This window comes from Pararhizobium sp. LjRoot238 (genome assembly GCF_964252955.1).
Taxonomy (GTDB): Bacteria; Pseudomonadota; Alphaproteobacteria; order Rhizobiales; family Rhizobiaceae; genus Pararhizobium.
In genome coordinates this window covers 457,425-479,446 of record NZ_CAXUPP020000002.1, presented here as the reverse complement: position 1 = coordinate 479,446, position 22,022 = coordinate 457,425, and the positions used below count along the sequence as shown (strand labels likewise).

The 22,022-nt window shown below is 60.3% G+C and carries 20 protein-coding genes; 9 read left to right on the top strand and 11 right to left on the bottom strand.

The annotated features are described in order from the left end of the window. Nucleotides 1-234: 234 nt before the first annotated feature. From ACSQ3F_RS23455 to ACSQ3F_RS23435, 5 genes are all read left to right on the top strand, one after another. A complete protein-coding gene (locus tag ACSQ3F_RS23455) occupies nt 235-606 on the top strand; it encodes a c-type cytochrome (protein ID WP_436102622.1) in 372 nt (123 codons plus the stop codon). A gap of 256 nt (nt 607-862) precedes the next feature. Continuing rightward, nucleotides 863-1,129: an RES family NAD+ phosphorylase gene (locus tag ACSQ3F_RS23450; RefSeq protein WP_436102621.1), complete on the top strand. Its 267-nt coding sequence runs from the start codon at nt 863-865 to the stop codon at nt 1,127-1,129. A 72-nt stretch (nt 1,130-1,201) separates the two neighbouring features. Continuing rightward, the gene (locus tag ACSQ3F_RS23445; protein WP_436102620.1) at nt 1,202-1,882 is read left to right on the top strand and encodes a hypothetical protein; all 681 of its coding nucleotides are present in this window, start codon (nt 1,202-1,204) and stop codon (nt 1,880-1,882) included. Continuing rightward, nucleotides 1,875-2,558, top strand: a complete 684-nt coding sequence (locus ACSQ3F_RS23440; RefSeq protein ID WP_436102619.1) for an RES family NAD+ phosphorylase — start codon at nt 1,875-1,877, stop codon at nt 2,556-2,558. The genes ACSQ3F_RS23445 and ACSQ3F_RS23440 overlap by 8 nt, the downstream gene beginning before the upstream one ends. A 243-nt stretch (nt 2,559-2,801) precedes the next feature. Next, nucleotides 2,802-4,004, top strand: coding sequence for an ISAzo13 family transposase (locus ACSQ3F_RS23435; protein WP_436098414.1), 1,203 nt, complete (start codon nt 2,802-2,804; stop codon nt 4,002-4,004). 233 nt (nt 4,005-4,237) lie between these two features. Here ACSQ3F_RS23435 and ACSQ3F_RS23430 read toward each other — a convergent pair whose 3' ends face one another. Beyond that, nucleotides 4,238-4,690: a hypothetical protein gene (locus tag ACSQ3F_RS23430; RefSeq protein WP_436102618.1), complete on the bottom strand. Its 453-nt coding sequence runs from the start codon at nt 4,688-4,690 to the stop codon at nt 4,238-4,240. Between the two features lie 106 nt (nt 4,691-4,796). On the opposite strand from ACSQ3F_RS23430, the gene ACSQ3F_RS23425 reads away from it, so the two are divergent. After that, nucleotides 4,797-5,444 (top strand): TetR/AcrR family transcriptional regulator, encoded by a 648-nt coding sequence (locus ACSQ3F_RS23425; RefSeq protein ID WP_436102617.1) that lies wholly within the window; start codon nt 4,797-4,799, stop codon nt 5,442-5,444. Nucleotides 5,445-5,588: 144 nt separating this feature from the next. Here ACSQ3F_RS23425 and ACSQ3F_RS23420 read toward each other — a convergent pair whose 3' ends face one another. The 4 genes from ACSQ3F_RS23420 to ACSQ3F_RS23405 all read right to left on the bottom strand — a co-directional run bounded on the left by ACSQ3F_RS23420 (nt 5,589) and on the right by ACSQ3F_RS23405 (nt 10,190). After that, entirely contained in the window at nt 5,589-5,894 is a 306-nt protein-coding gene (locus tag ACSQ3F_RS23420) for an SH3 domain-containing protein (protein WP_436102839.1), read from the bottom strand. A 340-nt stretch (nt 5,895-6,234) separates the two neighbouring features. Then, entirely contained in the window at nt 6,235-7,902 is a 1,668-nt protein-coding gene (locus ACSQ3F_RS23415) for an ABC transporter permease (RefSeq protein WP_436102616.1), read from the bottom strand. Nucleotides 7,903-7,967: 65 nt separating this feature from the next. Beyond that, entirely contained in the window at nt 7,968-8,990 is a 1,023-nt protein-coding gene (locus ACSQ3F_RS23410; RefSeq protein WP_436102615.1) for a Fe(3+) ABC transporter substrate-binding protein, read from the bottom strand. A 60-nt stretch (nt 8,991-9,050) separates the two neighbouring features. Further along, nucleotides 9,051-10,190: an ABC transporter ATP-binding protein gene (locus tag ACSQ3F_RS23405; protein ID WP_436102614.1), complete on the bottom strand. Its 1,140-nt coding sequence runs from the start codon at nt 10,188-10,190 to the stop codon at nt 9,051-9,053. A 130-nt stretch (nt 10,191-10,320) separates the two neighbouring features. On the opposite strand from ACSQ3F_RS23405, the gene ACSQ3F_RS23400 reads away from it, so the two are divergent. Beyond that, entirely contained in the window at nt 10,321-12,966 is a 2,646-nt protein-coding gene (locus tag ACSQ3F_RS23400; protein ID WP_436102613.1) for an AMP-binding protein, read from the top strand. Here ACSQ3F_RS23400 and ACSQ3F_RS23395 read toward each other — a convergent pair. The 6 genes from ACSQ3F_RS23395 to ACSQ3F_RS23370 all read right to left on the bottom strand — a co-directional run bounded on the left by ACSQ3F_RS23395 (nt 12,920) and on the right by ACSQ3F_RS23370 (nt 19,814). Next, on the bottom strand, nt 12,920-14,131 hold the full coding sequence (locus tag ACSQ3F_RS23395; protein ID WP_436102612.1) for an MFS transporter: 1,212 nt from the start codon (nt 14,129-14,131) through the stop codon (nt 12,920-12,922). The genes ACSQ3F_RS23400 and ACSQ3F_RS23395 overlap by 47 nt on opposite strands. A gap of 84 nt (nt 14,132-14,215) precedes the next feature. Beyond that, nucleotides 14,216-15,670: a M81 family metallopeptidase gene (locus tag ACSQ3F_RS23390; RefSeq protein WP_436102611.1), complete on the bottom strand. Its 1,455-nt coding sequence runs from the start codon at nt 15,668-15,670 to the stop codon at nt 14,216-14,218. 22 nt (nt 15,671-15,692) lie between these two features. Continuing rightward, nucleotides 15,693-17,612 (bottom strand): beta-N-acetylhexosaminidase, encoded by a 1,920-nt coding sequence (locus tag ACSQ3F_RS23385; RefSeq protein ID WP_436102610.1) that lies wholly within the window; start codon nt 17,610-17,612, stop codon nt 15,693-15,695. A 17-nt stretch (nt 17,613-17,629) separates the two neighbouring features. Continuing rightward, nucleotides 17,630-18,406: an SDR family oxidoreductase gene (locus ACSQ3F_RS23380; RefSeq protein WP_436102609.1), complete on the bottom strand. Its 777-nt coding sequence runs from the start codon at nt 18,404-18,406 to the stop codon at nt 17,630-17,632. Between the two features lie 28 nt (nt 18,407-18,434). Further along, the gene (locus tag ACSQ3F_RS23375) at nt 18,435-19,298 is read right to left on the bottom strand and encodes a MurR/RpiR family transcriptional regulator (RefSeq protein WP_436102608.1); all 864 of its coding nucleotides are present in this window, start codon (nt 19,296-19,298) and stop codon (nt 18,435-18,437) included. 126 nt (nt 19,299-19,424) lie between these two features. Then, on the bottom strand, nt 19,425-19,814 hold the full coding sequence (locus tag ACSQ3F_RS23370) for a RidA family protein (protein ID WP_436102607.1): 390 nt from the start codon (nt 19,812-19,814) through the stop codon (nt 19,425-19,427). Between the two features lie 113 nt (nt 19,815-19,927). On the opposite strand from ACSQ3F_RS23370, the gene ACSQ3F_RS23365 reads away from it, so the two are divergent. Then, the gene (locus tag ACSQ3F_RS23365) at nt 19,928-20,419 is read left to right on the top strand and encodes a hypothetical protein (protein WP_436102606.1); all 492 of its coding nucleotides are present in this window, start codon (nt 19,928-19,930) and stop codon (nt 20,417-20,419) included. A gap of 24 nt (nt 20,420-20,443) precedes the next feature. Continuing rightward, nucleotides 20,444-21,907, top strand: a complete 1,464-nt coding sequence (locus tag ACSQ3F_RS23360; protein ID WP_436102605.1) for a M81 family metallopeptidase — start codon at nt 20,444-20,446, stop codon at nt 21,905-21,907. Nucleotides 21,908-22,022: the final 115 nt, after the last annotated feature.

Sequence of the window (22,022 nt, the reverse complement as noted above, 5' to 3'; positions counted from 1 at the left end):
ATCCCTCTTTCGACACTAATCATCTATCCCGAAGCCTATTTTCTGTCTTATCACATTTTTTTGATATCGACAGAATTAGGCAATAATATAACAGGATTGAGCTAACGCGCCGGGTGGAAGATCGCTACGGAATCTCTTGGCTGTTCCGCAAGCAAGCGAGAACTGTGAGCCGGTCCACAGGGCGGCAGACTTGCCGATCTCCAGGAACTGAGACTGCGAAGGGATCATTCTGCCATGACCACGATAAAAACTGCATCAATGCTTGTTCTCGCCGCTCTGGTGCTCTGTCCGTCCATCGCCGCCGCAGAGGGCGATGCGAGCCGGGGTGAAACGCTTTTTACCCGCTGCAGCGCATGTCACACGGTCAACGGCCAGAACAGGATCGGCCCATCGCTCGCGGGCGTCGTCGACCGCAAAGCCGGCTCGGTCGAAGGCGCACGCTATTCAAAGGCGCTCGCCCAGTCAGGTCTTGTCTGGACGGAGGAAAACCTGGATGCATTTCTTGCCGCACCGGTCACCCTTGTCCGTGGGACGACAATGACGATGAGGATATCCAAAGACCAGGACCGGCAGGACCTCATTTCCTATCTCAAGGCGCAGCCCTGAGCAATCAGTGTCGAATGCTGCATATTTCCTTAAATTACAGCGGGCAAATCGTTCGAAAATTGTGTGCCTCGAAAGATAGCACAGACAATGATCAACTGGATTTCAGAACCTCCATTTGACGCTCATCGCCGAACGATTCCCGGATAATTTTTTGCCTTCTTTTAGCCCATGAATTTTTGCTCGCGCTAGGACAAGGGCGAGCCTGACACTAGAGTTCCAGCCACAATCCCACCTTCGCCTGATGCCGATTGCTCACATGGCGACACCGCTTGGAATGGGCTTCGGCAATACGCGATTCTCCAGCCCCGATCGCAAATTTCGCCTCGTCTACATTGCTCGCGATCTTCCTACGGCGATCGCCGAGACAATTGTCCGTGACAGGTTCGAGGGCGCCGCGAAACGTGTGCTCGACGAAAGCGAGGTTGAGGAATGGGCAGTAGCGGAAGTGACCGCCACGGCTCTTCTCCTGGTTCTCGATCTCCGCACCACCGGTTTGCTTAGGCTCGGTGCCGATAGCGAGTGACGATACGTCATTGATGATTCCGGTTATCATGCTATATACATAACCATGATCATTTTTACCCGGAGTGAAATCATGGCACTTGCCCACGAATCAATTGAGTTGTCCGGCTTCGCGACGCTCACAGGAACGCCCAAGCAGGTCGGCGACCAGCTTGATCGGCTTGTTGCTGAGCAAGTCATTGCATTAACGCTCGAGCATGGAAGTGGACCCGCAGTCAGGGCCTTAGCCGAGACGGTTGTTAGTATTGCGCCGCTGGTTCGCACTATTCTGGAACGTCGTCAGCGCGAAACTATCCAATCGATAATCGAGGCGTTGGTGCCCCAGGTGCCACCGCCACAGCATATGCTCGTTGAAGCACGCATGACAGCAGACGCGAGAAAGGCCGTGCTTGAAAGCGGAGATTGGCTGACAGCTGCACAAATCGCGGAGGTCGCAGGCTTCAGCACAACCAATCCAAGCGCCCAACCAAATAAGTGGAAAAAGGATGGCCTGATCTTTGCTGTCAGGCATCGGGGTATCGATTACTTTCCGGGGTATGCGCTGGATCCGGGAACTGGCTATCGCCCGATCAAGACACTCACCAAAGTCCTAAGGGTTTTTCGTGAGAAAAAGGACGGCTGGGGTCTCGCATACTGGTTTGCATCGGTAAACAGCTTCCTGGGTGGCATGCGGCCACAGGATTTACTGGCGGATCAGCCTCAACGAGTTGTTGCAGCCGCTGAAGATGACTTGGCTGGCGCACTCCATGGGTAAAGCGAAAACCCGACAAGCATCGACCGCGGATGTCCCCGCCCCGCCAAATGACCTGCCGAAATCCGTGAAAGTTATGATCTGGCCGAAGGGCCAGTTCATTCATCGAATCCATCTGAACCTGTACCGGGGTGCACAGTTCAATCCAGGTGCGAGAGGGAACGCGCGATTCAGCCCCATAAAGGATGCGATGGGAGCGAGCGTACCAACTCTCTATGGAGGCACAACGTTCGACTGCGCCGCAATGGAAACGGTCTTTCATGACGTGCCTTTTGCGGCCGGCCTGAAGACCTATGATAGGCAGAAGCTGACCGGACAGGTCTACTCGCAAGTCGCTCCGCAACGCGACTTCGCGCTGGCGGACCTACGTTCAACCACCTTGCGAAAACTTGGTATTCAGCGCAACCAGCTGATCGATACAGAAAAGGATCGTTATCCAGACACGCGTGTGTGGGCGGAGGCGATCCATGCTCAGTGTCCTGATATCGAGGGCTTATGCTGGATATCGCGCCAGGACGATCGTGCTCAAGCTCTAGTGTTGTTCGGGGATAGGGTGTCAGCGAAGGATCTCGTCGCGCAGGATGATCCAATTGACATCCTTTCAGACCTTGATGCCTACTCGGTGCTACTCGGGTTGGCGGATCGGATTGGCATGAACATCGTCGATGGAAAGGCGTAATTCGGCTGCATTAGGTCAGAGGGAATATTGCGGAGACATATGGGGCAACCGGCTGATAGGTTGAGGGATGGACTGCCTCTGTTGCCCCAGGGGTTACTTCTCGACCGTGCTGTTGTCGGCAGCAACGCCCGTTACTGTTAGGACGCTCCGAACAATAACTGAATCGTCATTTGTCGAGGGTGCGTCTGATTGACTCATGTGCGGGGGATTCCCGGCCGGATCAGATAGACGTATGTCGATGGCATGATCGACGAGGATGGCATCAGATACCGCTGGGAGACAGTGGGGCGCAAGCTCGATGAACGCGGGCGTCGGATGTTCGCGGCGGCCGAGGCGAGCACGGCGGGATGGGGCGGGCTTGCGGCAGTCTCGCGGATCACCGGGTTGGCGCGGTCGACGATCAATCGCGGACAGGACGACCTGGATGCCATGCCTCTGGGGCTGGGTCAGGTTCGGCGTGCTGGCGGCGGGCGCAAGGCGGTGAGCGCGCTTGATCCTGGGCTTGTTGCGCAGTTGAAGCGACTGGTGGAGCCGGCCACGCTGGGCGATCCCGAGCGGCCCTTGCTCTGGGTGTCGAAGAGTATGGATAAACTCGCCGACACGCTGACGGCGATGGGCCACCCGATCAGCGCCGACACGGTGGCCAAGGAGTTGGTGAAGCTGGGCTTTTCGCGTCAGCGCAACCGCAAGGCGGACGAAGGCTCGCACCATCCCGATCGCAACGCCCAGTTCGAGCACATCAACACGAAGGTGATTGCGGCCCAAGCCAAGGGCCAACCGGTCATCTCGGTCGATACCAAGAAAAAGGAACTGGTGGGCAACTACAAGAATGTCGGCAGCGACTATCGCCCGAAAGGCACGCCGATCCGCGTCAAGGTGCATGACTTCGAGGACAAGGAACTGGGCAAGGTGGTGCCTTACGGCATCTACGACGTGACGGCGAACGCGGGCTTCGTCAGCTTGGGCATTACCGCCGATACGGCCGAGTTCGCCGTCCAGTCGATCCGGTGCTGGCTCGATCGCATGGGACGAGAGCGCTATCCCAAGGCAAGTGAACTGACCGTCACGGCCGACTGCGGCGGCTCAAACGGCGCGCGCGTCAGGCTATGGAAGTTGGAATTGCAGAAACTGGCCGACGAGACCGACTTGGTCCTTCACGTCCACCATTATCCGCCCGGCACCTCCAAGTGGAACAAGATCGAACACCGCCTGTTCTGCCACATTACCCAGAACTGGCGCGGCCGCCCGCTCGAAAGCCGCCTGGCCGTGGTCGAACTGATCGGTGCCACCACGACAAAGACCGGCCTCAAGGTCGAATGCGCCCTCGACACCCGCACCTACCACAAAGGCGTCAAGGTCTCCGATGCCCAGATGGCAGGCCTCCATGTCAAAGGCGACGCCTTCCATCCAGAGTGGAACTACACCATCACCCCAAGAAACACGTAGCGGTTATTCCGCGAACTGTCCTTACCTCGCTTCCGTTCTTTAGGGCCCCTGTAGGCTAGCACGGGCTTCGCGCCCGAACCTGGAATTGCCGTGAGCATCTTCCCGCCGGCGCTGATCAGCGTCGCCTTTTGGAGATGTCTGACCGCCAGCGAAAAAATGAGATCGAACAGGTCCTGGAATTTGCCAGCGACATCCGGGAAGCCGTCCGTGCTAGACCATTCTCGTCCCTCAGCTCACTTTTTTGTCTTTACGGTCACGAGCGCCGTGACTGGTTTGCCATCGACAAGGACCGGCTTGTGATGGTCATTGGCTAAAAGGATGCCGATGACGTGGATTCCGTCGGGTGATGGGCAATGTCCGAACCGAGCCTTGATCAGATCGCCGCCGACGTCACTGTTCATGCTGTTATAGGGATGGCCTGGAATGTTGCAGGTATTGCCGCGCGGATCGATCTTCATGTGGACGTGACCGCATTGATCGTCGTCCCCGCACTGCCCGGCCGCGAGCAGTCTAAAGTTGCTTTTGACGACGACGCCGAACGATTTGTCGATGTCGTCACCAAGCGTGATCACCGCATTGGCCGGCGGCCAGACGATTTCGAGGGACGGTTTGTCCTGAGCGAGCGCGGGCATCGCCGTTGCGAGCAACGATAGCGTGACAGCATATTTGAGGGCGGATCGGTGCATTTGAATTCTCCTTGTTAAGTAATCACTGATTACATCGCCAAGATGTCGTGGTCAACCTTAAAAGTAAATGGTGATTACATTCCTTCGACATGATAGAACTCGGGACATGACAGATGCGCACCCACAGGGCCACGTCGCCCAAGAACCCAAGCGGTACCACCACGGCAACTTGGTGGAGGCGCTCGTTGCCGCCACGGTCGCGATCATCGAGGAGCGCGGCATCGACCATGTGTCCGTGCGCGAAGCGGCGAAGCGAGCGGGCGTCTCCCCCGCTGCGCCGTTCCGGCACTTCAAAACCAAGACCGCATTGATGACGGCGGTAGCCGAACAGGCAATGACGCGGTTGAAGGAGGCGGTGGCCGAAACGGTGGCCGAGACCGGCGAACAAGACCCGCTGGCGGCTTTCGAAGCAATCGGCCGAGGCTATCTGCGATGGGCGCTATCCAATACCACTCACTTCGAGATCATCAGCTCGCGTACGCTCATTGATTTCGACGGCTCGGAGAGCCTGCGTCGAGACAATGAAGAGATACGGACACTGATGATCGACCTTCTCGCTCAGGCCCGTGACCGGGATGAGCTCCGCCAGGGCTTGGACTTCGATCATCTGGTGCTTGCTGCCAGAGCGCTCGTCTACGGGCTTGCACGGATGGCGGTTGACGGTCACTTCCCCGAATGGCACGGGACCGAGCCTGCAAAGGACGCAGTTCAGCACGCCCTGGGCATGTTCATTTCCAATATAAGAACAGCCTGATCGCGAGAAGAGATCAAGAGGTTTTGGGGCCTTCTTAAAAACTTTCGTTGCCCAAAATTTCTTTTCAAAAAATAGCCCCGCCCCCAAAAAACAGTAATGACCCTAAAAATCCTTTCAAAAATAGACGGTTTCCTAAAAAAGCTTTCAAGGGCAACTAATCCAAGGAGAACTCGTTTTTGGGTGCGCCCAAACGCGCGGGATGCCTCCGGGACGTGAGCTGTTTTCCGGCGTCGTTCTGACCAATCGCCATGCCGGCACGGCTTCCTGCTTGATCGGGCTTTTTTCGGCTGCGATAGGGCTGCCGTCGGTAACGAAGCTCCCATGAACCCAGCCCGACTGCCGGGAAGCGGTCACCTGTAGCCACTCGCCGTCAGTTGCGAACACCTCGAGCCGAGTACCTTTTTTAAGAGTGACGATCGCTGGGTAAGTGGTTCCGGGTCCTTGGCGCATCCGAAGTTTGGCGCTGGAATACACGACCCTTATGAGTTTGTTGGACAACGCCTCCGCATTTCCGCTTCCAGCGAAGTCTTGACGGACGCAAGCAGATCAGATTGCTGACCTGCCGCTCTGGTGTTGTAGCGCCGCCTCCAAACACGGAGACTTCGCGTCTCTCGGAGCTATCCTGGTGTTTGGCGACGGAGGTATAAATTGGCAGGATGATCGACGGCTGCTCTGCCCGTGGAATATTGACCTTTTCCGAAGATCACGAAATCGGTGAGCAGTGGGGAGCGTGTTGCTCGGCACCGTCGGGGAATCAAGAAACCGCCGCACGACAGTTCCGTTGGCAAACTCACTCAAGATGCCTGGCGACGCGTCCCATGCGGGAAAGCAGGATGACGGGCAGGATGCCGATGGCGACGATGGCGAGAGCGGCGATGGACGCCTCCTCGTAGGTGCCCCTCGCCGCTTCGCCGTAGAGATGCGTTGCGAAGGTCTCGACATTCAGCGGGCGCAGCAGCAGGGTGGCGGGAAGCTCCTTGACGCAATCGACGAACACCAGCAAGGCGGCGGCCGTGATCGCCGCCTTCGACAACGGCAGATGGACAAATCGGAAGGTACCCGTCTTCGATTGGCCCAAGGTGCGCGCCGCATGATCGAAGGAGATGGGGATGCGCGCCAGCCCCGCCTCTATGCCGCCGGCCGAGATGGCAAGAAATCGCACCGTATAGGCATAGAGCAGCGCTGCACTCGACCCCATGACCAGCAACCCAGTTGAAATGCCGAACCAAGCGGTCGCTGTACGGTCCACGAAGCCGTCAAATGTTCCCAGAACGATTAGAATTCCGATCGCGACGACCGTACCGGGGGCAGCATAGCCGAGCGTCGAGAGGCGGTGAAACCAGGATGACGCGGCACCGGGGCGCAGACGGCTGGCATAGGCGACAAGCAGGCCGAAAAGAACCGTGATGACCGTCGCAAAGACCGCCAGGCCTATGGTGTTGACGGCTTCGACGAGGAACCGAGGCGAAAGCCCGGCAAACTCCACCCTTTTCCAGGCTTCGACGACGAGATAGGCCGCCGGAGCGGCGAAGCCGACAAGGATGGGCAGAAGCCCTGTGACAAACAGGAGCAAACCTTTTGCCGGAGAAACGCGGCGGGGTTCGAAAGCGCGATTGCGCTGCGCGCTGGAAGTGTAGCGCTGTTTTCCCCTTGCCCGTCTTTCCCACCCCACCAGGATGACGACGATCGCAAGCAACGCCAAGGCAATCTGCGCCGCCCCCGGCAGATCGGACCGGGTCACCCAGGTGGTGTATATGGAGACGGTCAGTGTCCGCACGCCCAGAAACTCCGAGGCGCCGATATCGTTGAGCGTTTCCATCAGCGCGAGACTGACGCCGACGGCAACGGCAGGCCGCGCCAGCGGCAGGGCAACGTGCCAGAAGATTGCGCGCCGGGAAATGCCGAGTGTTCTTGCAGCCTCGATCAGATTGGCGGACTGTGTCAGGAACATCGCCCGCACCGGAATATAGACATAAGGGTAGAGCACGAAACCCAGAAGCAGGATACAGCCCGTCATCGAGCGCAGGTCCGGCAGGCGAAATTCCCTTGGGCTGGAATAGCCGAGCAGCCATCGAACCGCCCCCTGCACCGGCCCTATCGGATGCAGGATGTCGAGATAGGCATAGGCGATGATGTAGGTCGGCACCGCAAGCGGCAGCAGCAGCGCCCATTCGAGCACCCGGCGGCCTGGAAAGGTATAGGCCGTGACCAGCCAGGCGGTCGTCGTTCCGACAATGGCAGTGATCAGGCCCACACCACAGAGGAGAATGACGGTATCCATCAAGGCGACGGGCAGGACGGTCGTGACAAGATGCGACCACAGTCCTGCGGATCCCTGCACCGCCTGCAACAAGAGCGCCAGGAACGGCAGCAGGACGAAACAGGCGGTAGCGCCCGCGCAGACCAGCCACCTGGACCCAGTGGAGCGCCGGTGCCGGCTTCGTGCGGCGCTGGTCATCAAGGAAAATCCATTTCGTCGGCGACAGGAAGGCGCCCGCATTCACCGCGGGCGCCTTCCCGTTTTTAGTTGTCGAAGCCGACCTTGTCGACCAGTTCGCTTGCCTGCTTACGATGGCTGACGATTTCCGTCAAAGGTTTCGGATCGATCTTCAATTCACCGAAGGATGCAATGATCGGGTCGGCCGCGGCGCCGGGCTTGACCGGATATTCGAAATTCGCTTCGGCGTAGATCTTCTGGGCCTCGTCGGACACGAGGTATTCCAGGAGCTTTACGGCTTCCGCCTTGTTCGGCGCATGTTTTGCGACGGCAGCGCCGCTGACGTTGACCTGTGTTCCGCCGTCCTTGAAGGTTGGCAGGATGACCTTAATGGCGTTGCCCCAAGAAGCCTGCTCTTCGCCGCCCTTGCCCGAGCGCATCAGGCCGACATAGTAGGAATTGGCAACCGCGATATCACAAATGCCGCCCAGAATGTCCTTGGCGCCGTCGCGGTCGCCGCCGGCTGCCTTGCGAGCCAGGTTGTCCTTGACGCCGGCGAGCCATTTCTCCGTCTCTTCAGCGCCGTAATGGGCGAGGTAATCGGCAAAGAGCGCGGTGTTGTACGGGTGCTGGCCGGAGCGAATGCAGACCTTGCCCTTCCATTTCGGATCGGCCAGATCCTCGTAGTGGAAGGCTGCGAGATCGAGATCCTTTGCTGCATAAATGACGCGGGCGCGCATGGATAGCGCAAACCAGTTGCCTTTCGCATCGCGCAACTGCTCCGGAATCGATTCCGTCAGGACAGTGGATTCCACTGGCTGGGTGACGCCTTTCTCGACGAGATCTACGAGATTTCCCGCGTCGACTGTCATCAGGATATCGGCCGGCGAGTTTTCACCCTCGGCCGCGACGCGCTCGACCAGGCCATCCTTGAGGAAGACCGTGTTGACCTTAGTACCGGTGGCTGCGGTGAAGGAGTCCAGCAGCGGCTGGATCAGGCCCGGCTCGCGGGTTGTGTAGATGTTGAGCTCCGCAGCAGACACGGCACCCGTGCTGAGCAGCAAGGTGGTTGAAAGCAGCGCGGATTTTGCGATGGTGAACGGGGTCATTTAATCCTCCAGATGAATTGTGTCGCGCCGTCAAGCATTAATGGAGTACTGCAGTCAAGTTTAACGAGGAAAATTTACCGTAAATGATCCCTCAGGCTTGATCGGGTTATCCGGATCTGCGCTCCCTGCGCAAGCAGCGGCGAATGCCAGGCAGCTCTCCGGCAAGATAGCCAAACCGACCGTGTCGGTACCGGCCTCCAGGCGCTGCATCGTTCGAACCAGGAGCGGCTGCTCCAAACCCTCCACCTTGACGGCGAGCTGTTCCACGTCACCAAGGAAGACACGGCTGTGCACGCGCCCGCAGACGTCTGCGGGCTCACGCGACACGGAAATTCCCTGTGGGCGGATATAGAGCGTGGCGGCGCTGCCTTCGCCGAGATCCAGCCTCTGCGCAAACCGGCCGATCGCCGTTTCGACATGACCTTGACGGTAAACGCCGGGAACCTTGTTGAAGGCGCAGAAGAACTCAGCGGCATAAGGGTTCACGGGCCTGTCGTGCAGGTCGTAGCCCGACCCGGTCTGAACGATCCGGCCGGCCTTCATCAAGACAACCCTGTCGCCCGCCGAAAGGGCTTCTTCCGGGTCATGGGTGACCATGATGACCGTCGTGCCAAGATTTTTCAGAAGCGAAAGCGTTTCATCGCGAACCCTGTCCCGCAGGCCGCGATCCAGGTTGGAGAACGGCTCGTCCATCAGGAGGATATCCGGCTGTGGCGCGAGAGCGCGGGCAAGCGCGGCGCGTTGCTGTTCGCCGCCCGACAGCATGTGCGGATACCGTGCCTTCAGATGCTCGATGCCGATATGTTCGAGAATTTCGGCGACCCTGTCGGCGACAGTCTTTTTCGGCCGGCCCCTGAGACCGAACAGGATGTTCTGCTCCACGGTCAGATGCGGAAAGAGAGCGTAGTCCTGGAAAACGAAACCGATCTTGCGGTCCTCCGGCTCCACGAAGGTTGAAGGACCCGAAACTTCGTCTCCGTTGAGCAGGATGCGGCCGGCATCGACCATATCGACCCCGGCGATCATTCTCAGCAATGTCGATTTCCCGCAGCCGGAACGGCCAACGAGACAGATGATCTCGCCGGAGCTGATCGTCAGCGACACGTCATCCAGAGCGACGGTCTTTCCAAACCTGCGGCTTACATTGCAGAGTTCGAGCGCCGGGTCTTTTGCTGCCGGAATCAATCTCTTCTCCGTCATTCGGTTCCACGCGCCAAAGGTCGTCCCTCCGAAAACACCTATGCCCCTGCCGATAACTTGACAATAGCAATCATGCATTTCATAGGGAGCATATCCAACTTCCCTTCCTATTCCGTCAAGATCGCACACCATGGCACCGCTCTTTACGTCCGCGCTGGCAAATTGGGGCGATGCGCCTGCACTGCTTTTTCCAGACCGTGACCCGATCACATACCGGCAACTGGCAGATCGTGTCAGTCAGAAATCCACGACTTTCGGCCGGGAGAAAATGCTGGTCGGCGTGGAAGCGTCGCATTCCGAGCACGCAATCATCGGCTACCTCGCGGCCCTTCAGTCCGGCCATGCCGTGATCATGATGCCACCGGCGGATCAGGCGCAGGGTGCCGTCGTCGCAGAGGCATTTGCGCCCGATATCACCTTTCGCCAGATCGACGGCCGCTGGAGACTGATCGAGCCTCTCCGCAGCCGCGACCAGCACGGTATTCCGCCACATCCCGATCTGGCGCTGCTATTGATGACATCCGGAAGCACCGGCCGCGCCAAGGCGGTGAGGCTTTCCGCCCGCAACCTCGACGCCAATGCGGCGTCGATAACCCAGTATCTCGACCTGACGGCAACAGATCGCGGCTGCATGGCGCTGCCATTGCATTATTGTTACGGATTGTCCGTTCTGCATTCGCATCTTTCGGTCGGTGCCAGCCTGTATTTCCCGAAAATGTCGATATCGGATCCGCAATTCCACGATCGGCTGGAACAGTCCGGATGCACGAATTTTTCCGGCGTTCCCTATTCCTACGAGCTTCTGGAGAGCATTGATTTCCGCAGCAGGCTCCCTTCATCCCTCCGCTTCATGACGGTCGCCGGTGGCCGCCTGTCGCCCGATATCATCCGCCGTTACAATCATCGTATGCGCGAAAACGACGGCGCTTTTTTCGTGATGTATGGCCAGACGGAAGGCACTGCGCGGCTGGCCTATGTGCCACCAGATCGGCTTGAGGGAAACGAGGACCGGATCGGGATCGCCGTTCCCGGCGGCACGCTGACGGTTGAGGACGAACAGGGACGAACGATCTCCTCACCGGGACGCCCCGGCCAGCTCGTCTATCGCGGTCCCAATGTTATGATGGGATATGCGAGTTCGCGCCGCGAACTGACGCATGGCCACGAGCTCGACTGCCTGAAAACGGGCGACCTCGCCGAGATGGACGATGAGGGACTGTTACGCATCTGCGGGCGTCTGAAGCGTATTTCGAAGATCGCGGGTCTGAGGATCAGCCATGATGCGATGGAGGCGGCGCTTGAGAAACATGGGATTCGCGCAGCCGTCATCGGTGACGACCAGTCAATCCACGCTTATTGCGCCGGTCCTGCCAGCGAGACCGGCGTCAAACACATTCTGGCGGCGGCAAGCGGCCTGACTTTGCTTCAGGTCGGCGCCACGCCGCAAGCGGATTTGCCGCGCCTTTCTTCAGGCAAGATCGACTACAGCGCTCTGAGGGCGCAATCCCCCGGCAGAACCGTGAACGCCGGAAATAGGCCGGAAACCGTCCAGGATGTTTTCGCGCAACTCTTCTACCCGGCCCGCGTCGGTCCGCAGGATAGCTTCCTGTCGCTGGGCGGCGATTCCCTGCGTTTCGTGCAGCTTTCGATCGCTCTGGAGCGCATCCTCGGAGAAGCGCCCCCGAACTGGGAAACGCTGCCGGTGTCGAAGCTGGCAGGCAGCGTCAAGCACACCGTGACGCTGCCCAAACTGGACGCCAATCTTCTCATCCGGGCGCTCGCCATCCTCTTTGTCGTCGTCCAGCACGAGACGCTCTGGCCGATCCCCGGCGGCTCGGCTGCTATGCTCCTGCTCGTCGGCTTCGGGTTCGCCCGCTTCCAATGGCGCGCGATTTCCGGGTTCGATATCGCCCGCCTCTTCCGATCGGCGCTGCAGATATTGATCCCGTATTATCTGATTGTCGTGGGCTATGCAGTCGCCTGGAGCGAGGTGCCGCTGGCTTCGGTCTTGATGGCCGGCAATTTCGGTTTTGCCGATCCGGAACGGCACACGATGCTTCCCTACCTCTATTGGTTCGTCGAAGCCTACTGCCAGATGCTTGTCCTGTTCGCCGGCTTCTTCGCCCTTCCACCGGTTCGAAGGATGGCCAGGCAGTCGCCCTTCTCGGCCGGTCTGGTGTTGCTGGGCGTGGCGCTGCTTGCTCGTCTGATCATTCCCGAACTCCGGCAAATGGCCGGGAATCGTCAGATTTTCACCTTGCCCTGGCTTCTCTATCTGCCGGCCATCGGCTTTCTGGCGGGGTTTGCGGACACCACCGCAAAACGGCTGCTGCTGATGACGGTCGGTACGGCCGTGTTTTGCTTCTTCGCTTTCTACGAGAGTGTCTGGATCGGCACCAGGGTTAAATATTTCATGCAAATCCCGGTTCTGGCCCTGCTGTTGTTCCTGCCGCGTGTGCCAGTTCCGGGCTGGCTGAAGACATTGATCCTGCCGATTTCCGCGGCGGGTTTCCACATCTATCTCATGCACCGTTTTGTGCCGGAACTGCTTCTCCCGCTGGTTTCCGGAAAAATCGCCGCGCCTGTCTTTTCGGGGCTCGCCATCGTTGGCGGCGTTGCGCTGGGATTGGCCGCATGGTGGGCGCAGAAACAGGCTCTATCGCTTCTTGCCAAACACGGCGATATTCGGATCGGGCTGACGGCGGTTCGCGGTCAGTGGCCCGCAACACTTAGCGCGCAGACCGTCGCCGCGCACCCCGACCGTCGAGATAGATGAGCAGGGCAAAACCCGCCGTGCCGGCAAGCGCACCGAGCAGCGACGTTCCCGAATAGTCGCTGAACCGGGTCCCAAGCGCAAACAGGATGGCGCTGAGCCCACCGCTCAGGAACAGGTTGACCGAAATAAGCGAGCTTCCAAGACCGGGACGATCGGCGATCAGGTCCTGGATATAGGTGATCGGAATGCTGATCAGGGCCGCCGCAGCGAAAGCGCTGAGCGTCGTCAGGGCATAGATCTGCCAGGGCGCGGAGGAGAAGCCGAGCAACGCCAGATAGACCGCATAGAGCACCGTGCCGGCTGCGAGCGCCGTTACCGGGTGCAGGTGAAGCTGGATCCGCGCCCACACGAAGATGAAGACGACTTCGAGGAAAGCGACGATCCCGACGATGACCCCGATATCGGTGACCTTGCCCCCGGCGGCACCGGTAATGATCAGCGGCTGGACCGCCGCGTTGACATGCAGCGTCGAGGTGATCAGCGAGACAGCCATCAACCTCCAAAACACTTTGGGCGAGAGAACTTTGGCGAAGGAGGCGAGATAGGAGTGACGATGGCTGATCTCTTGGGGAGGCCCGGCGGCGGGCAATTTGAGGAAGACCAGCGCCAGATTGACGATGCAGCCGAGGCAGGCGAGCAGATAGGCGGGCAGCATGCTGCCGCTTCCCGCCAATACGAGCGCAACAAGACCGGGCACAAGCACCCATGCGACGGAAATCGCCGCACGAACGCCGGAGTTGATCGCCGCTGCATCGCGCCCGCCCCCGGCATTGGCAATCGCGCGGACATTGGCGAACAGCAGCGAGTTCATTGCGTTGTAGACCGGCAAAATGATCAGCGTACAGACGACGAAGCTTGCCGCCGAAGGCACGGCATAAACCAGGCCATAGCCTACGACGCCGAACGTCATGACGGTCATCAGCAGGATCCGATAGTTGCCGATCCTGTCCGCGAGCACGCCGACCCAGAGACTTGCGACAACATTGACCGCGGCGGCCATGAAAATCAGGATCGAATAGAAGCCGTCGCTCAGACCCAGTTCCGTGATGCCGATGACCGACTGATAGGGCGATGTCGCCGCACCCGTGAAGCCGAACAGAAAGATCGCGATCATGCTCAACCGGACCACCGGGTGGCGGAAGGCGATCAACAGCGTGGAGGTCATGATGAAGACACCAGTGGAGAGATGAACGGCGCCCGCGAATTGACGGGATTGCGCGGATAAGGAACTGCTTGAATATGGTTTGGCTCAGTCCGCCGGTCCTGCCACAGCGTCCCAACGCGCTGAAAGTTTGGCCTGCGGCGTAAATTCAAAATCCCGATCGAAGGGAAAGGTCGGCCTTGCCCTGCGGTTGCTTGCGAGATTGGCAATGTCCTGACTGACGACGCCATCGGTCACCGCCATCAGGTTCGGATTGGCAATCGGCGCCAGTTCCGGCGAGAGATAGCCGGACTTCACCACCAATAACCGCACGGCCTTCGGATCAAGCCCCAGCCGCTGGAAGTCCTCGATATTATGATAGGGCCGGCGGCGCGATGAAAGCACGATCTCGATACCGCCGACACGCACGACGGCCTGGCGCCCGGCCGGAGCGCCAGGATCATCGAGACGCAAGACCGTTGCCGTAACGTCAGCCGGAGCGCTTGCCGGATCGAGGCTGCCGCCGATGCGAAGGGCAAGCGACGCTCCCTCGCCGGCGGCAAAGCAGGCTTCGACGGCAGGCCGATCGGTGATGCCGGCGATGAGAGCGCCCTGCCAGTCACGGGCAAGAAGCGCACGCAACACATCAGCGCGGTCGCCGACACCGCCGCCTGTCGGATTGTCGGCGGAATCGGCAAGAATGACCGGGGATGTGGTCGCCCTCTCGGCGATGTCGAGCATCTCTTCCAGCGGCCCGGTCTGCGGGCCGAAGCCGAAACTCTTTCGCGCATTCCAGTATTGGAGGGCGATTTCCTCGGCGGCCTTCAGCGCACTGGCCTTGTCGACGCCAGTGACAACCGCACAGGCTGTTGCCCGTGGCTCATCGGCCCAGACATAGCCGATCATCAGGTTGGTATCGAGGACCCCCGGTTTCGCGTCGAAAGACGAAAACCCGAGATAGATTGACTTTGCCGGCTCGTCCTCCGTCGAGGTGCATTCGCCCGGCAGCAGGACGGGCACCTTGGCCCAGGCCACACCCGGGCGCCGGCCGGTGCGCAGCGTCTCGATCAACATCGACCAGGCGCGCACCATGGTCTCGCGAACATCGATATGCGGCGCAGTGCGATAGGCGGCGAAGATATCGAGCTGATCGATGATCCTCTGGCTGACATTGCCGTGCAGGTCATAACTCGCGGCAACCGGGCAATCGGAACCGACGACCCCGCGCGCGGCAGAAATCCAGTCGCCCTCAGCATCCTCCATACCCTCGACATTCATCGCGCCATGCATCGCCAGGTAGAGACCGTCGATCGGCAGAGCCGCCTCAAGCTTTGCAAGGAATTCGGCCTTGAAGGTCTGATAGGCTTGTCGCGACACTGGCCCCCCAGGTATCGCGCGGGCGTGCAGCAGAGGCACATGCTCGATGCCGTCGGCATCGAGAAAGTTGAAATATTCCGCACCGAGCAGATCGGCATCGCGAAGCACGCAAAAATCCTCGATTGTCATCAGGACGGGCGAATAGGTGCTGCACTCGGTATGGATACCACCGACGGCTATGCGCATGGCTTTCCTCACAGTTCGGACCTCAAAGTTTCGGGCTGAGACCGACGATGGCCGCGAAGCGCTGCCAGTTCTTCTCGCTCTTCGGCGTCCACGCCGCTTCGGCGATGGCCGGCAGGCGCGGAAAGACGAGGCGATTGAAATAGCCACGCGAGAGGAAATGCTCCGACCAGATGCAGGCCTGCACGCCCTTCAGCCGATGTTTTAGTTCCTCCGGAAAATCGCCCTCGGCCTCGTAGTCATAGGTGTGTGCGGGTGGAACGGTACCGGCCCAGCTTGCGCCCGGCTCCTGCCATGCCTCTGCCTGCACCATGTCGAGATAATAGGCCTGGCCGGGCGTCATCACGACTTCATAGCCTTCGCGGGCAAGCTCGATGCCGACCTCCGGCGTCTGCCAGGCCATCAGCAGGGTGCCTTCCGCATCGACGCCGCCGCCATGGGCGACCTCGTTCCAGCCGGCGAGCTTCTTGCCTCGCTTGCTCAGCATGTCCTTTACCTGCTTGAGGAAATAGGACTGCAGGCCGAAGGTGCCGGAAATGCCCTCGCGTTCCATCAACGTCCTGGCCAGCGGCGAGGCGAGCCACGCCCCGTCCGGCACCTCGTCGCCGCCGACATGGATGTAGGCGGACGGGAAAAGCTCGACCATTTCATCGAAGACCTTTTCCAGGAATTCGTAGGTGAACGACACGGCCGGATTGAGCGCGTTGTTGGCGTAACCCTGGACCGAGTGATAGCTCTCGGGTGCCTCCTGACCGTCGGAAAGGTCGCGCAGCGCGACAAGCGTCGCCGCGTTGTGGCCGGGAATGTCGATCTCCGGCACGATCTCGACGTTCAGTGCTGACGCATGGACAACGAGCCTGCGGACATCGTCCTGGCTGTAGAAGCCTCCCACAGGCTCTGCGCCGTTGCCGAGTTGCGGCAGAAGCGGTCCATCCGGGCCGCGGAGGACGCCGGCCGTGGTGAGCTCAGGATAGGCCTTGATCTCCAGCCGCCATGCCTCGTCGTCGGTCAGGTGCCAGTGGAAGATGTTGAGCTTCAGCCAGGCGAGAATATCGATCAGCCGCGAGAGATCGCTGAGCGGATAGAACTGCCGCGACACGTCGAGATGGCAGCCGCGCCAGCTGTAGCGCGGCGCGTCGGAGATGGTGCCACGGATCGGAAACCGGAATTTCGCGGGCTCCCTGCGTGCGCCGTTCAGAAGCTGTGCCAGGGTCGTCAGACCGTATTGACGGCCGGCGGTACCACCGAAACAAAGGGTGACCTCGTTTGCCGAGAAGGAAAGCTCGTAGCCCTCCGGCGCGAGTGCTGCGTCCCGTTCGAGATGCAGCGCCCTGCCCTGGCTGTTTGGCGTCAGGCTGAACGGCACGTGATCCGCTTCGAACAGCCGCCGGAAGAGCGCAAGCACTGTGTCGACAGCCCTAAAATCCTCCAGCGATGCGCCTGCGGCGGGATAGAGGCAGACCGGTAAGCCTTCCCCCGCTTCCGCGTCGATCCGGCGCGGCCAGGGCTGCAGCGCAAACGGCAGATCGAGTTTTCCTTCCGGCAGCAGCACCGGCGGTGGCTCGCTGACGTGGCCTTCGAGAAGCAGATCGGACACGGCAACCGCCACATGGCTGCCATCGCTCAGCGTAAGATAGGCGGATTTCGCACCGTCGGTACAATGCACCGCCTTGCGGTGCAAGCCGCTGACCGCAAACGTCCAGCCTGCACCAGGGGCCAGCACGAAACCGGCCGGCGGGGCGAATTCGTGGTAGTTGGCGTCCCGCTTGACGAAGGTCGCGTTCTCGCAGGCCTTCTGGTCGATGACCCGCGTCAGCGATGTGTAGACGATCGTGAAATTCTCGATCGGGCGGTCGGAGAGATTGAACAGGCTGAAAGTGAAGCGGCCATCTGGACCGCCATCCGGTTGCCACGCGCTTTCGAGACGATAGGACGCCGATTGCATGTCTGTTCCTCTTATTCCTAATAGTGGTCCGATTGGGAGAAGGTGCGGGCGAGTTCCGCCTGACCGGCCGTCAGGCCGCAATCGACCGGAAGGCAGGCGCCGGTGATAGCGGCGGCAAGTGGGCTGGCAAGAAAGCCAACGGCATTGGCCACGTCTTCCGGATTGGCGATCCGCTGCAGCGGATACCAGCGCCGTGCGTCCTCGAACACGTTGGGATTGGCGGCGGCGCGGTCCTCCCAGGCCTGGGTGCGGACCGTTCCGGGCGAGACGGCATTGGCGCGGATGCCGAACTTGCCATACTCGACGGCGATCAGTTTCGTCAGGTGCAGCAGGCCGGCCTTTGCGGCGCTGTAGGCCGGATGGCCGAAGACATTGGTGCCGTTGACCGAGGCGATGTTGACGACCGAGCCCTTCGTCGCCTTCAGCGCTTCTTCGACAGCGCGAAAACAAAGGAAGGCAGCCTCCAGATTAAGCACGCTGTCCATGCGCCAGATTTCCGGCGTCGTATCGTGCAGACTGACCGCGCACGCCGCGCCGGCATTGTTGACGAGGGTTCGCACCATGCCCAGCGCCGCGGCGCGCTTCGCCATATCGGCGACATTTGCCGGATCGGTGATGTCACAGGCAAAGGCGACGAACTTGCCGGGGTCGCCGAGGCTGGCTGCCGCCCTCTCGGCCGCCGCGCCGTCGAGATCGGGCATCAGCACGATATCATGGTCTTCGCCCAGGCGGCGGGCGATCGCCCGGCCGATGTCACCCGCGGCCCCTGTTACGATCGCGACAGATGAAGACATGCCGGTTCCTTTCTGACCATATCCTTTGCTAGTCCCCGAGAAGCTGGCGGTCGTCGCCGTCACGATGGGCGACCAGCTGCTGCTTGATGCGCCGCAGCGTCACCGTCGCCTGCGGCTGGATGTGATAGGCGACAAGGCTCGCGATGATATCGACGAGCGCAAGATAAGCGATGCGGGTCGAGGTCGGCCGATAGATATTGGTGCCCTCCGGCAGATCGACCGGCACGGTGATATCGGCGGCGCGGGCGACCGGACTGCCGCTCTGCGTCAGCGCGATGGTCGTTACTTTCTGGTCGCGCGCCAGCGAGAAGGAGCGGACGAGCTCGGCGTTGCGGCCGGAAAACGAGGAGCCGATGAGCACATCCGTCGGTCTGGCGGCGGCGGCCATCATCAATTGCATGCTGTGATCGGAACTCGCCGTGACCCGCAGCCCCAGGCGAAAGAGGCGGTTCTGCATTTCGCTGGCGATCATCGACGAATTGCCGCCGGAGCCGAAGGCATAAATCATATCTGCCGCGGCGAGCCGCTCGGTGGCCTGTTCGATCGCCGCAAGGTCAAGATTGCGGTGCAGCAGGAAAAGCGCGTTCTGCGCCTTGGCGACGATATCCTGCGCCACATCGGCAGGCTCGCGGCTCTTCGGCTCTGGCTTGAGATAGCGCATGCCGACATAGGCGGTGCGCGCCAATTGAACCTTGAAATCGGAAAAGCTCTCGCAGCCGAGGCGGCGGCAAAAGCGCGTGACGGTCGGGGGCGAGACATCGGCCTTGCCGGCGAGTTCGATGATCGAGGCATTCACGGCAAATTCAAAATCGGTGAGCAGGATCTCTGCGATGCGGCTTTCGGCTTGCGAGAGCTTGCCTTTCTCTTCCTGAAGCGTCGAGAAGATATCCATTCAAAGTGCACCTTTCATGAGATCGCAAGCCCGCCTTGAGGGGGCTCCCTGCACCCGCTGCAATGCTGCGATCCGGCACACGATTCTCACCCTATGTCCACCCTGCTCCCGGTTCTTCCGTCTGACCTACGCAGTCTTTTCCTTGTAGGCGATGCAATCGATCTCCACCTTGCAATCGACCATCATCGACGCCTGCACGCAGGCACGGGCCGGTGGATGCTTACCGAAATAGTCCTGATAGATCTTGTTGAAGGTCCAGAAGTCGCGCGGGTCATCGAGCCAGACGCCACAGCGGACGATATGCTCGGGGCCGTAGCCGGCCTCCTCCAGAATGGCCAACAGATTGGCGATCGTCTTGTGGGTCTGCGCAATGATGCCGCCCTCGATGATTTCGCCCTTTTCCATTGCAACCTGGCCGGATACATGAAGCCAGCCATTCACTTCAACCGCGCGAGCGAATGGGAGCGGCCTGCCGCCAGCGCCCGTCTGTTCGGCGCCGTAACGTTTGATGGGCATTCCTGCGTCCTTGCAAATTATTTTCTCAATCCGTTGACAACGGACCATAGAAAGCGGAATTTGACCAGAGAAAAACATCATTTATGAAAAGAATTTCAATCCAGGGAGTAAACGTGCGCGATCCTTTCCGCAATCCGTTTCCATCTTCCGACTCAGCCCGTCATGCAATCTGGCAAATGCTGGTCGAACGCGACATCGATGCCTTCCTCGCCGCAGACTGGTCGAAAGTCGCCGGGGATTTCGTTGAAGACGGCTTCATCGGCATCGACGGGAAACGCGAAACGAGCCCCGATAAATGGCGCCTTGCCTTTCCTTCGCTCAATGCCTATTGCAACGAATGGCTGCGGCAGGCAGAAGACTTCGCGCGGCAGTCCTTCGCCGAAGATCCGCGCACCGCGATCTTCACGACGACGACGCTCGAGGATATCGAGATCGAAGGCGACATGGCGCTGGCCCGCAAGAAGTTTGACGGCAGCCTCAAGAAATCGGATGGCAGCGTTGATATCCTGATGTGGCAGACACTCTATTATTGCCGCCTGCACGAGGGGCGGTGGAAGATCTGCGGCTTCACTGGCTATCTGCCCAATCCGATGGGCGGAGCCTGAGCGGGCAAGCAAGAGGCAACGGCATTGCGCATATTTACCGCCGCCCTGGCGACCGAAACGAACACCTTCTCGCCGATCTGCGTCGACCGCCGCGCCTTCGAGGCCTCGCTCTACGCGCCGCCGGGCGAACATCCGGAAACGCCGACGCTCTGTTCCGCGCCGATCACCGTCGGCCGCCGGTTGGCCTCCGAAAAGGGATTCGAACTGATCGAGGGAACGGCCGCCTGGGCGGATCCGGCGGGCCTCGTCAATCGCCTGACCTATGAGGGGCTGCGCGACGAGATTCTTAATCAGCTGCGCGCAGCCCTTCCAGTCAATGCTGTCGTGCTCGGTCTTCACGGCGCCATGGTGGCCGACGGCTACGAGGATACCGAAGGCGATTTCCTCACCCGTCTGCGCGATATCGTCGGCCCGGATATTCTCGTTTGCGCCGAACTCGACCCGCACAGCCACCTGACGGCGAAGCGCCTGGCGGCCGCGAATTTCTTCGTCTACTTCAAGGAATTCCCGCATACCGACTTCGTCGACCGCGCCGAGGATCTGTGGCGCATTACGCTCGATACGCTCGCCGGCCGCGTCAAGCCGGTGATGTCGGTGTTCGACTGCCGCATGATCGACGTCTATCCGACATCACGTGAGCCGATGCGGTCCTTCGTCGACAAGATCATGCGGATGGAGGCCGCGGATGTGGATATTCTGTCGATCTCCGTCGTGCATGGGTTCATGGCCGGCGACGTGCCGGAGATGGGGACGAAAATGGTTGTTCTCACCGACGGCAAGCCGGAAAAAGGCGCGGTGCTCGCCCGCGAGCTTGGCCTTGAGCTTTTCGCCAAGCGTGGCAGTTTCATCATGCCGCAGATCGACGAGAGAGAAGCCGTTTCCCGCGCTCTTGCCGCGGCGAGCGGACCGGTGGTGATCGCCGACACCTGGGACAATCCGGGCGGCGGGACGGCCGGCGATGCGACGGTTCTGCTGGCGGAATTGCTGGCGCAGGGCGCAAAGGACACGGCGGTCGGCACGATCTGGGATCCGATGGCGGTGCAGATCTGCATGGCGGCCGGCGAAGGCGCCGAGATCCAGCTGCGCTTCGGCGCGAAATCGGCGCCGGGCACCGGCAATCCGATCGATGGCGTCGTCAAGATCGTCCGGCTCGTGCGCAATGCCGAAATGCGCTTCGGCGAAAGCTATGCACCCTTCGGTGATGCGGCGCATATCCAGCTCAACGGTATCGACATCATCCTGAACTCGACGCGGGCGCAGAGCTTCGACCCGAGCCTGTTTTCGGTGATGGGGATCGAGCCGACATCGAGGAAAATACTGGTCATCAAATCGACCAACCATTTCTACGCATCCTTCGCCCCGATCGCCTCGGAAATCCTCTATTGCTCGGCAGGAACGCCCTATCCGAACAACCCGGCCCGCACGGCCTATCGCCGGGCACCGCGTGACATCTGGCCGATGGTGGACAATCCGCATGGGATGGACTAGGGCGCGGCTTGAGGCGATGGCTTAGGGCGCGGTGTTCAAGTTGATGGCGTATTGCCCCTGCGCTCGGCGTTATCTGATTGTTCCCGAATATATGGAAAAGGGCGTTGGTGACGCG

What these genes read in the sequence shown, in the direction of transcription:
- ACSQ3F_RS23455 (WP_436102622.1), top strand. Translation starts at nt 235, where the DNA reads ATGACCACGATAAAAACTGCATCAATGCTTGTTCTCGCCGCTCTGGTG.
- ACSQ3F_RS23450 (WP_436102621.1), top strand. Translation starts at nt 863, where the DNA reads ATGGCGACACCGCTTGGAATGGGCTTCGGCAATACGCGATTCTCCAGC.
- ACSQ3F_RS23445 (WP_436102620.1), top strand. Translation starts at nt 1,202, where the DNA reads ATGGCACTTGCCCACGAATCAATTGAGTTGTCCGGCTTCGCGACGCTC.
- ACSQ3F_RS23440 (WP_436102619.1), top strand. Translation starts at nt 1,875, where the DNA reads ATGGGTAAAGCGAAAACCCGACAAGCATCGACCGCGGATGTCCCCGCC.
- ACSQ3F_RS23435 (WP_436098414.1), top strand. Translation starts at nt 2,802, where the DNA reads ATGATCGACGAGGATGGCATCAGATACCGCTGGGAGACAGTGGGGCGC.
- ACSQ3F_RS23430 (WP_436102618.1), bottom strand. Translation starts at nt 4,690, where the DNA reads ATGCACCGATCCGCCCTCAAATATGCTGTCACGCTATCGTTGCTCGCA.
- ACSQ3F_RS23425 (WP_436102617.1), top strand. Translation starts at nt 4,797, where the DNA reads ATGACAGATGCGCACCCACAGGGCCACGTCGCCCAAGAACCCAAGCGG.
- ACSQ3F_RS23420 (WP_436102839.1), bottom strand. Translation starts at nt 5,894, where the DNA reads ATGCGCCAAGGACCCGGAACCACTTACCCAGCGATCGTCACTCTTAAA.
- ACSQ3F_RS23415 (WP_436102616.1), bottom strand. Translation starts at nt 7,902, where the DNA reads ATGACCAGCGCCGCACGAAGCCGGCACCGGCGCTCCACTGGGTCCAGG.
- ACSQ3F_RS23410 (WP_436102615.1), bottom strand. Translation starts at nt 8,990, where the DNA reads ATGACCCCGTTCACCATCGCAAAATCCGCGCTGCTTTCAACCACCTTG.
- ACSQ3F_RS23405 (WP_436102614.1), bottom strand. Translation starts at nt 10,190, where the DNA reads ATGACGGAGAAGAGATTGATTCCGGCAGCAAAAGACCCGGCGCTCGAA.
- ACSQ3F_RS23400 (WP_436102613.1), top strand. Translation starts at nt 10,321, where the DNA reads ATGGCACCGCTCTTTACGTCCGCGCTGGCAAATTGGGGCGATGCGCCT.
- ACSQ3F_RS23395 (WP_436102612.1), bottom strand. Translation starts at nt 14,131, where the DNA reads ATGACCTCCACGCTGTTGATCGCCTTCCGCCACCCGGTGGTCCGGTTG.
- ACSQ3F_RS23390 (WP_436102611.1), bottom strand. Translation starts at nt 15,670, where the DNA reads ATGCGCATAGCCGTCGGTGGTATCCATACCGAGTGCAGCACCTATTCG.
- ACSQ3F_RS23385 (WP_436102610.1), bottom strand. Translation starts at nt 17,612, where the DNA reads ATGCAATCGGCGTCCTATCGTCTCGAAAGCGCGTGGCAACCGGATGGC.
- ACSQ3F_RS23380 (WP_436102609.1), bottom strand. Translation starts at nt 18,406, where the DNA reads ATGTCTTCATCTGTCGCGATCGTAACAGGGGCCGCGGGTGACATCGGC.
- ACSQ3F_RS23375 (WP_436102608.1), bottom strand. Translation starts at nt 19,298, where the DNA reads ATGGATATCTTCTCGACGCTTCAGGAAGAGAAAGGCAAGCTCTCGCAA.
- ACSQ3F_RS23370 (WP_436102607.1), bottom strand. Translation starts at nt 19,814, where the DNA reads ATGCCCATCAAACGTTACGGCGCCGAACAGACGGGCGCTGGCGGCAGG.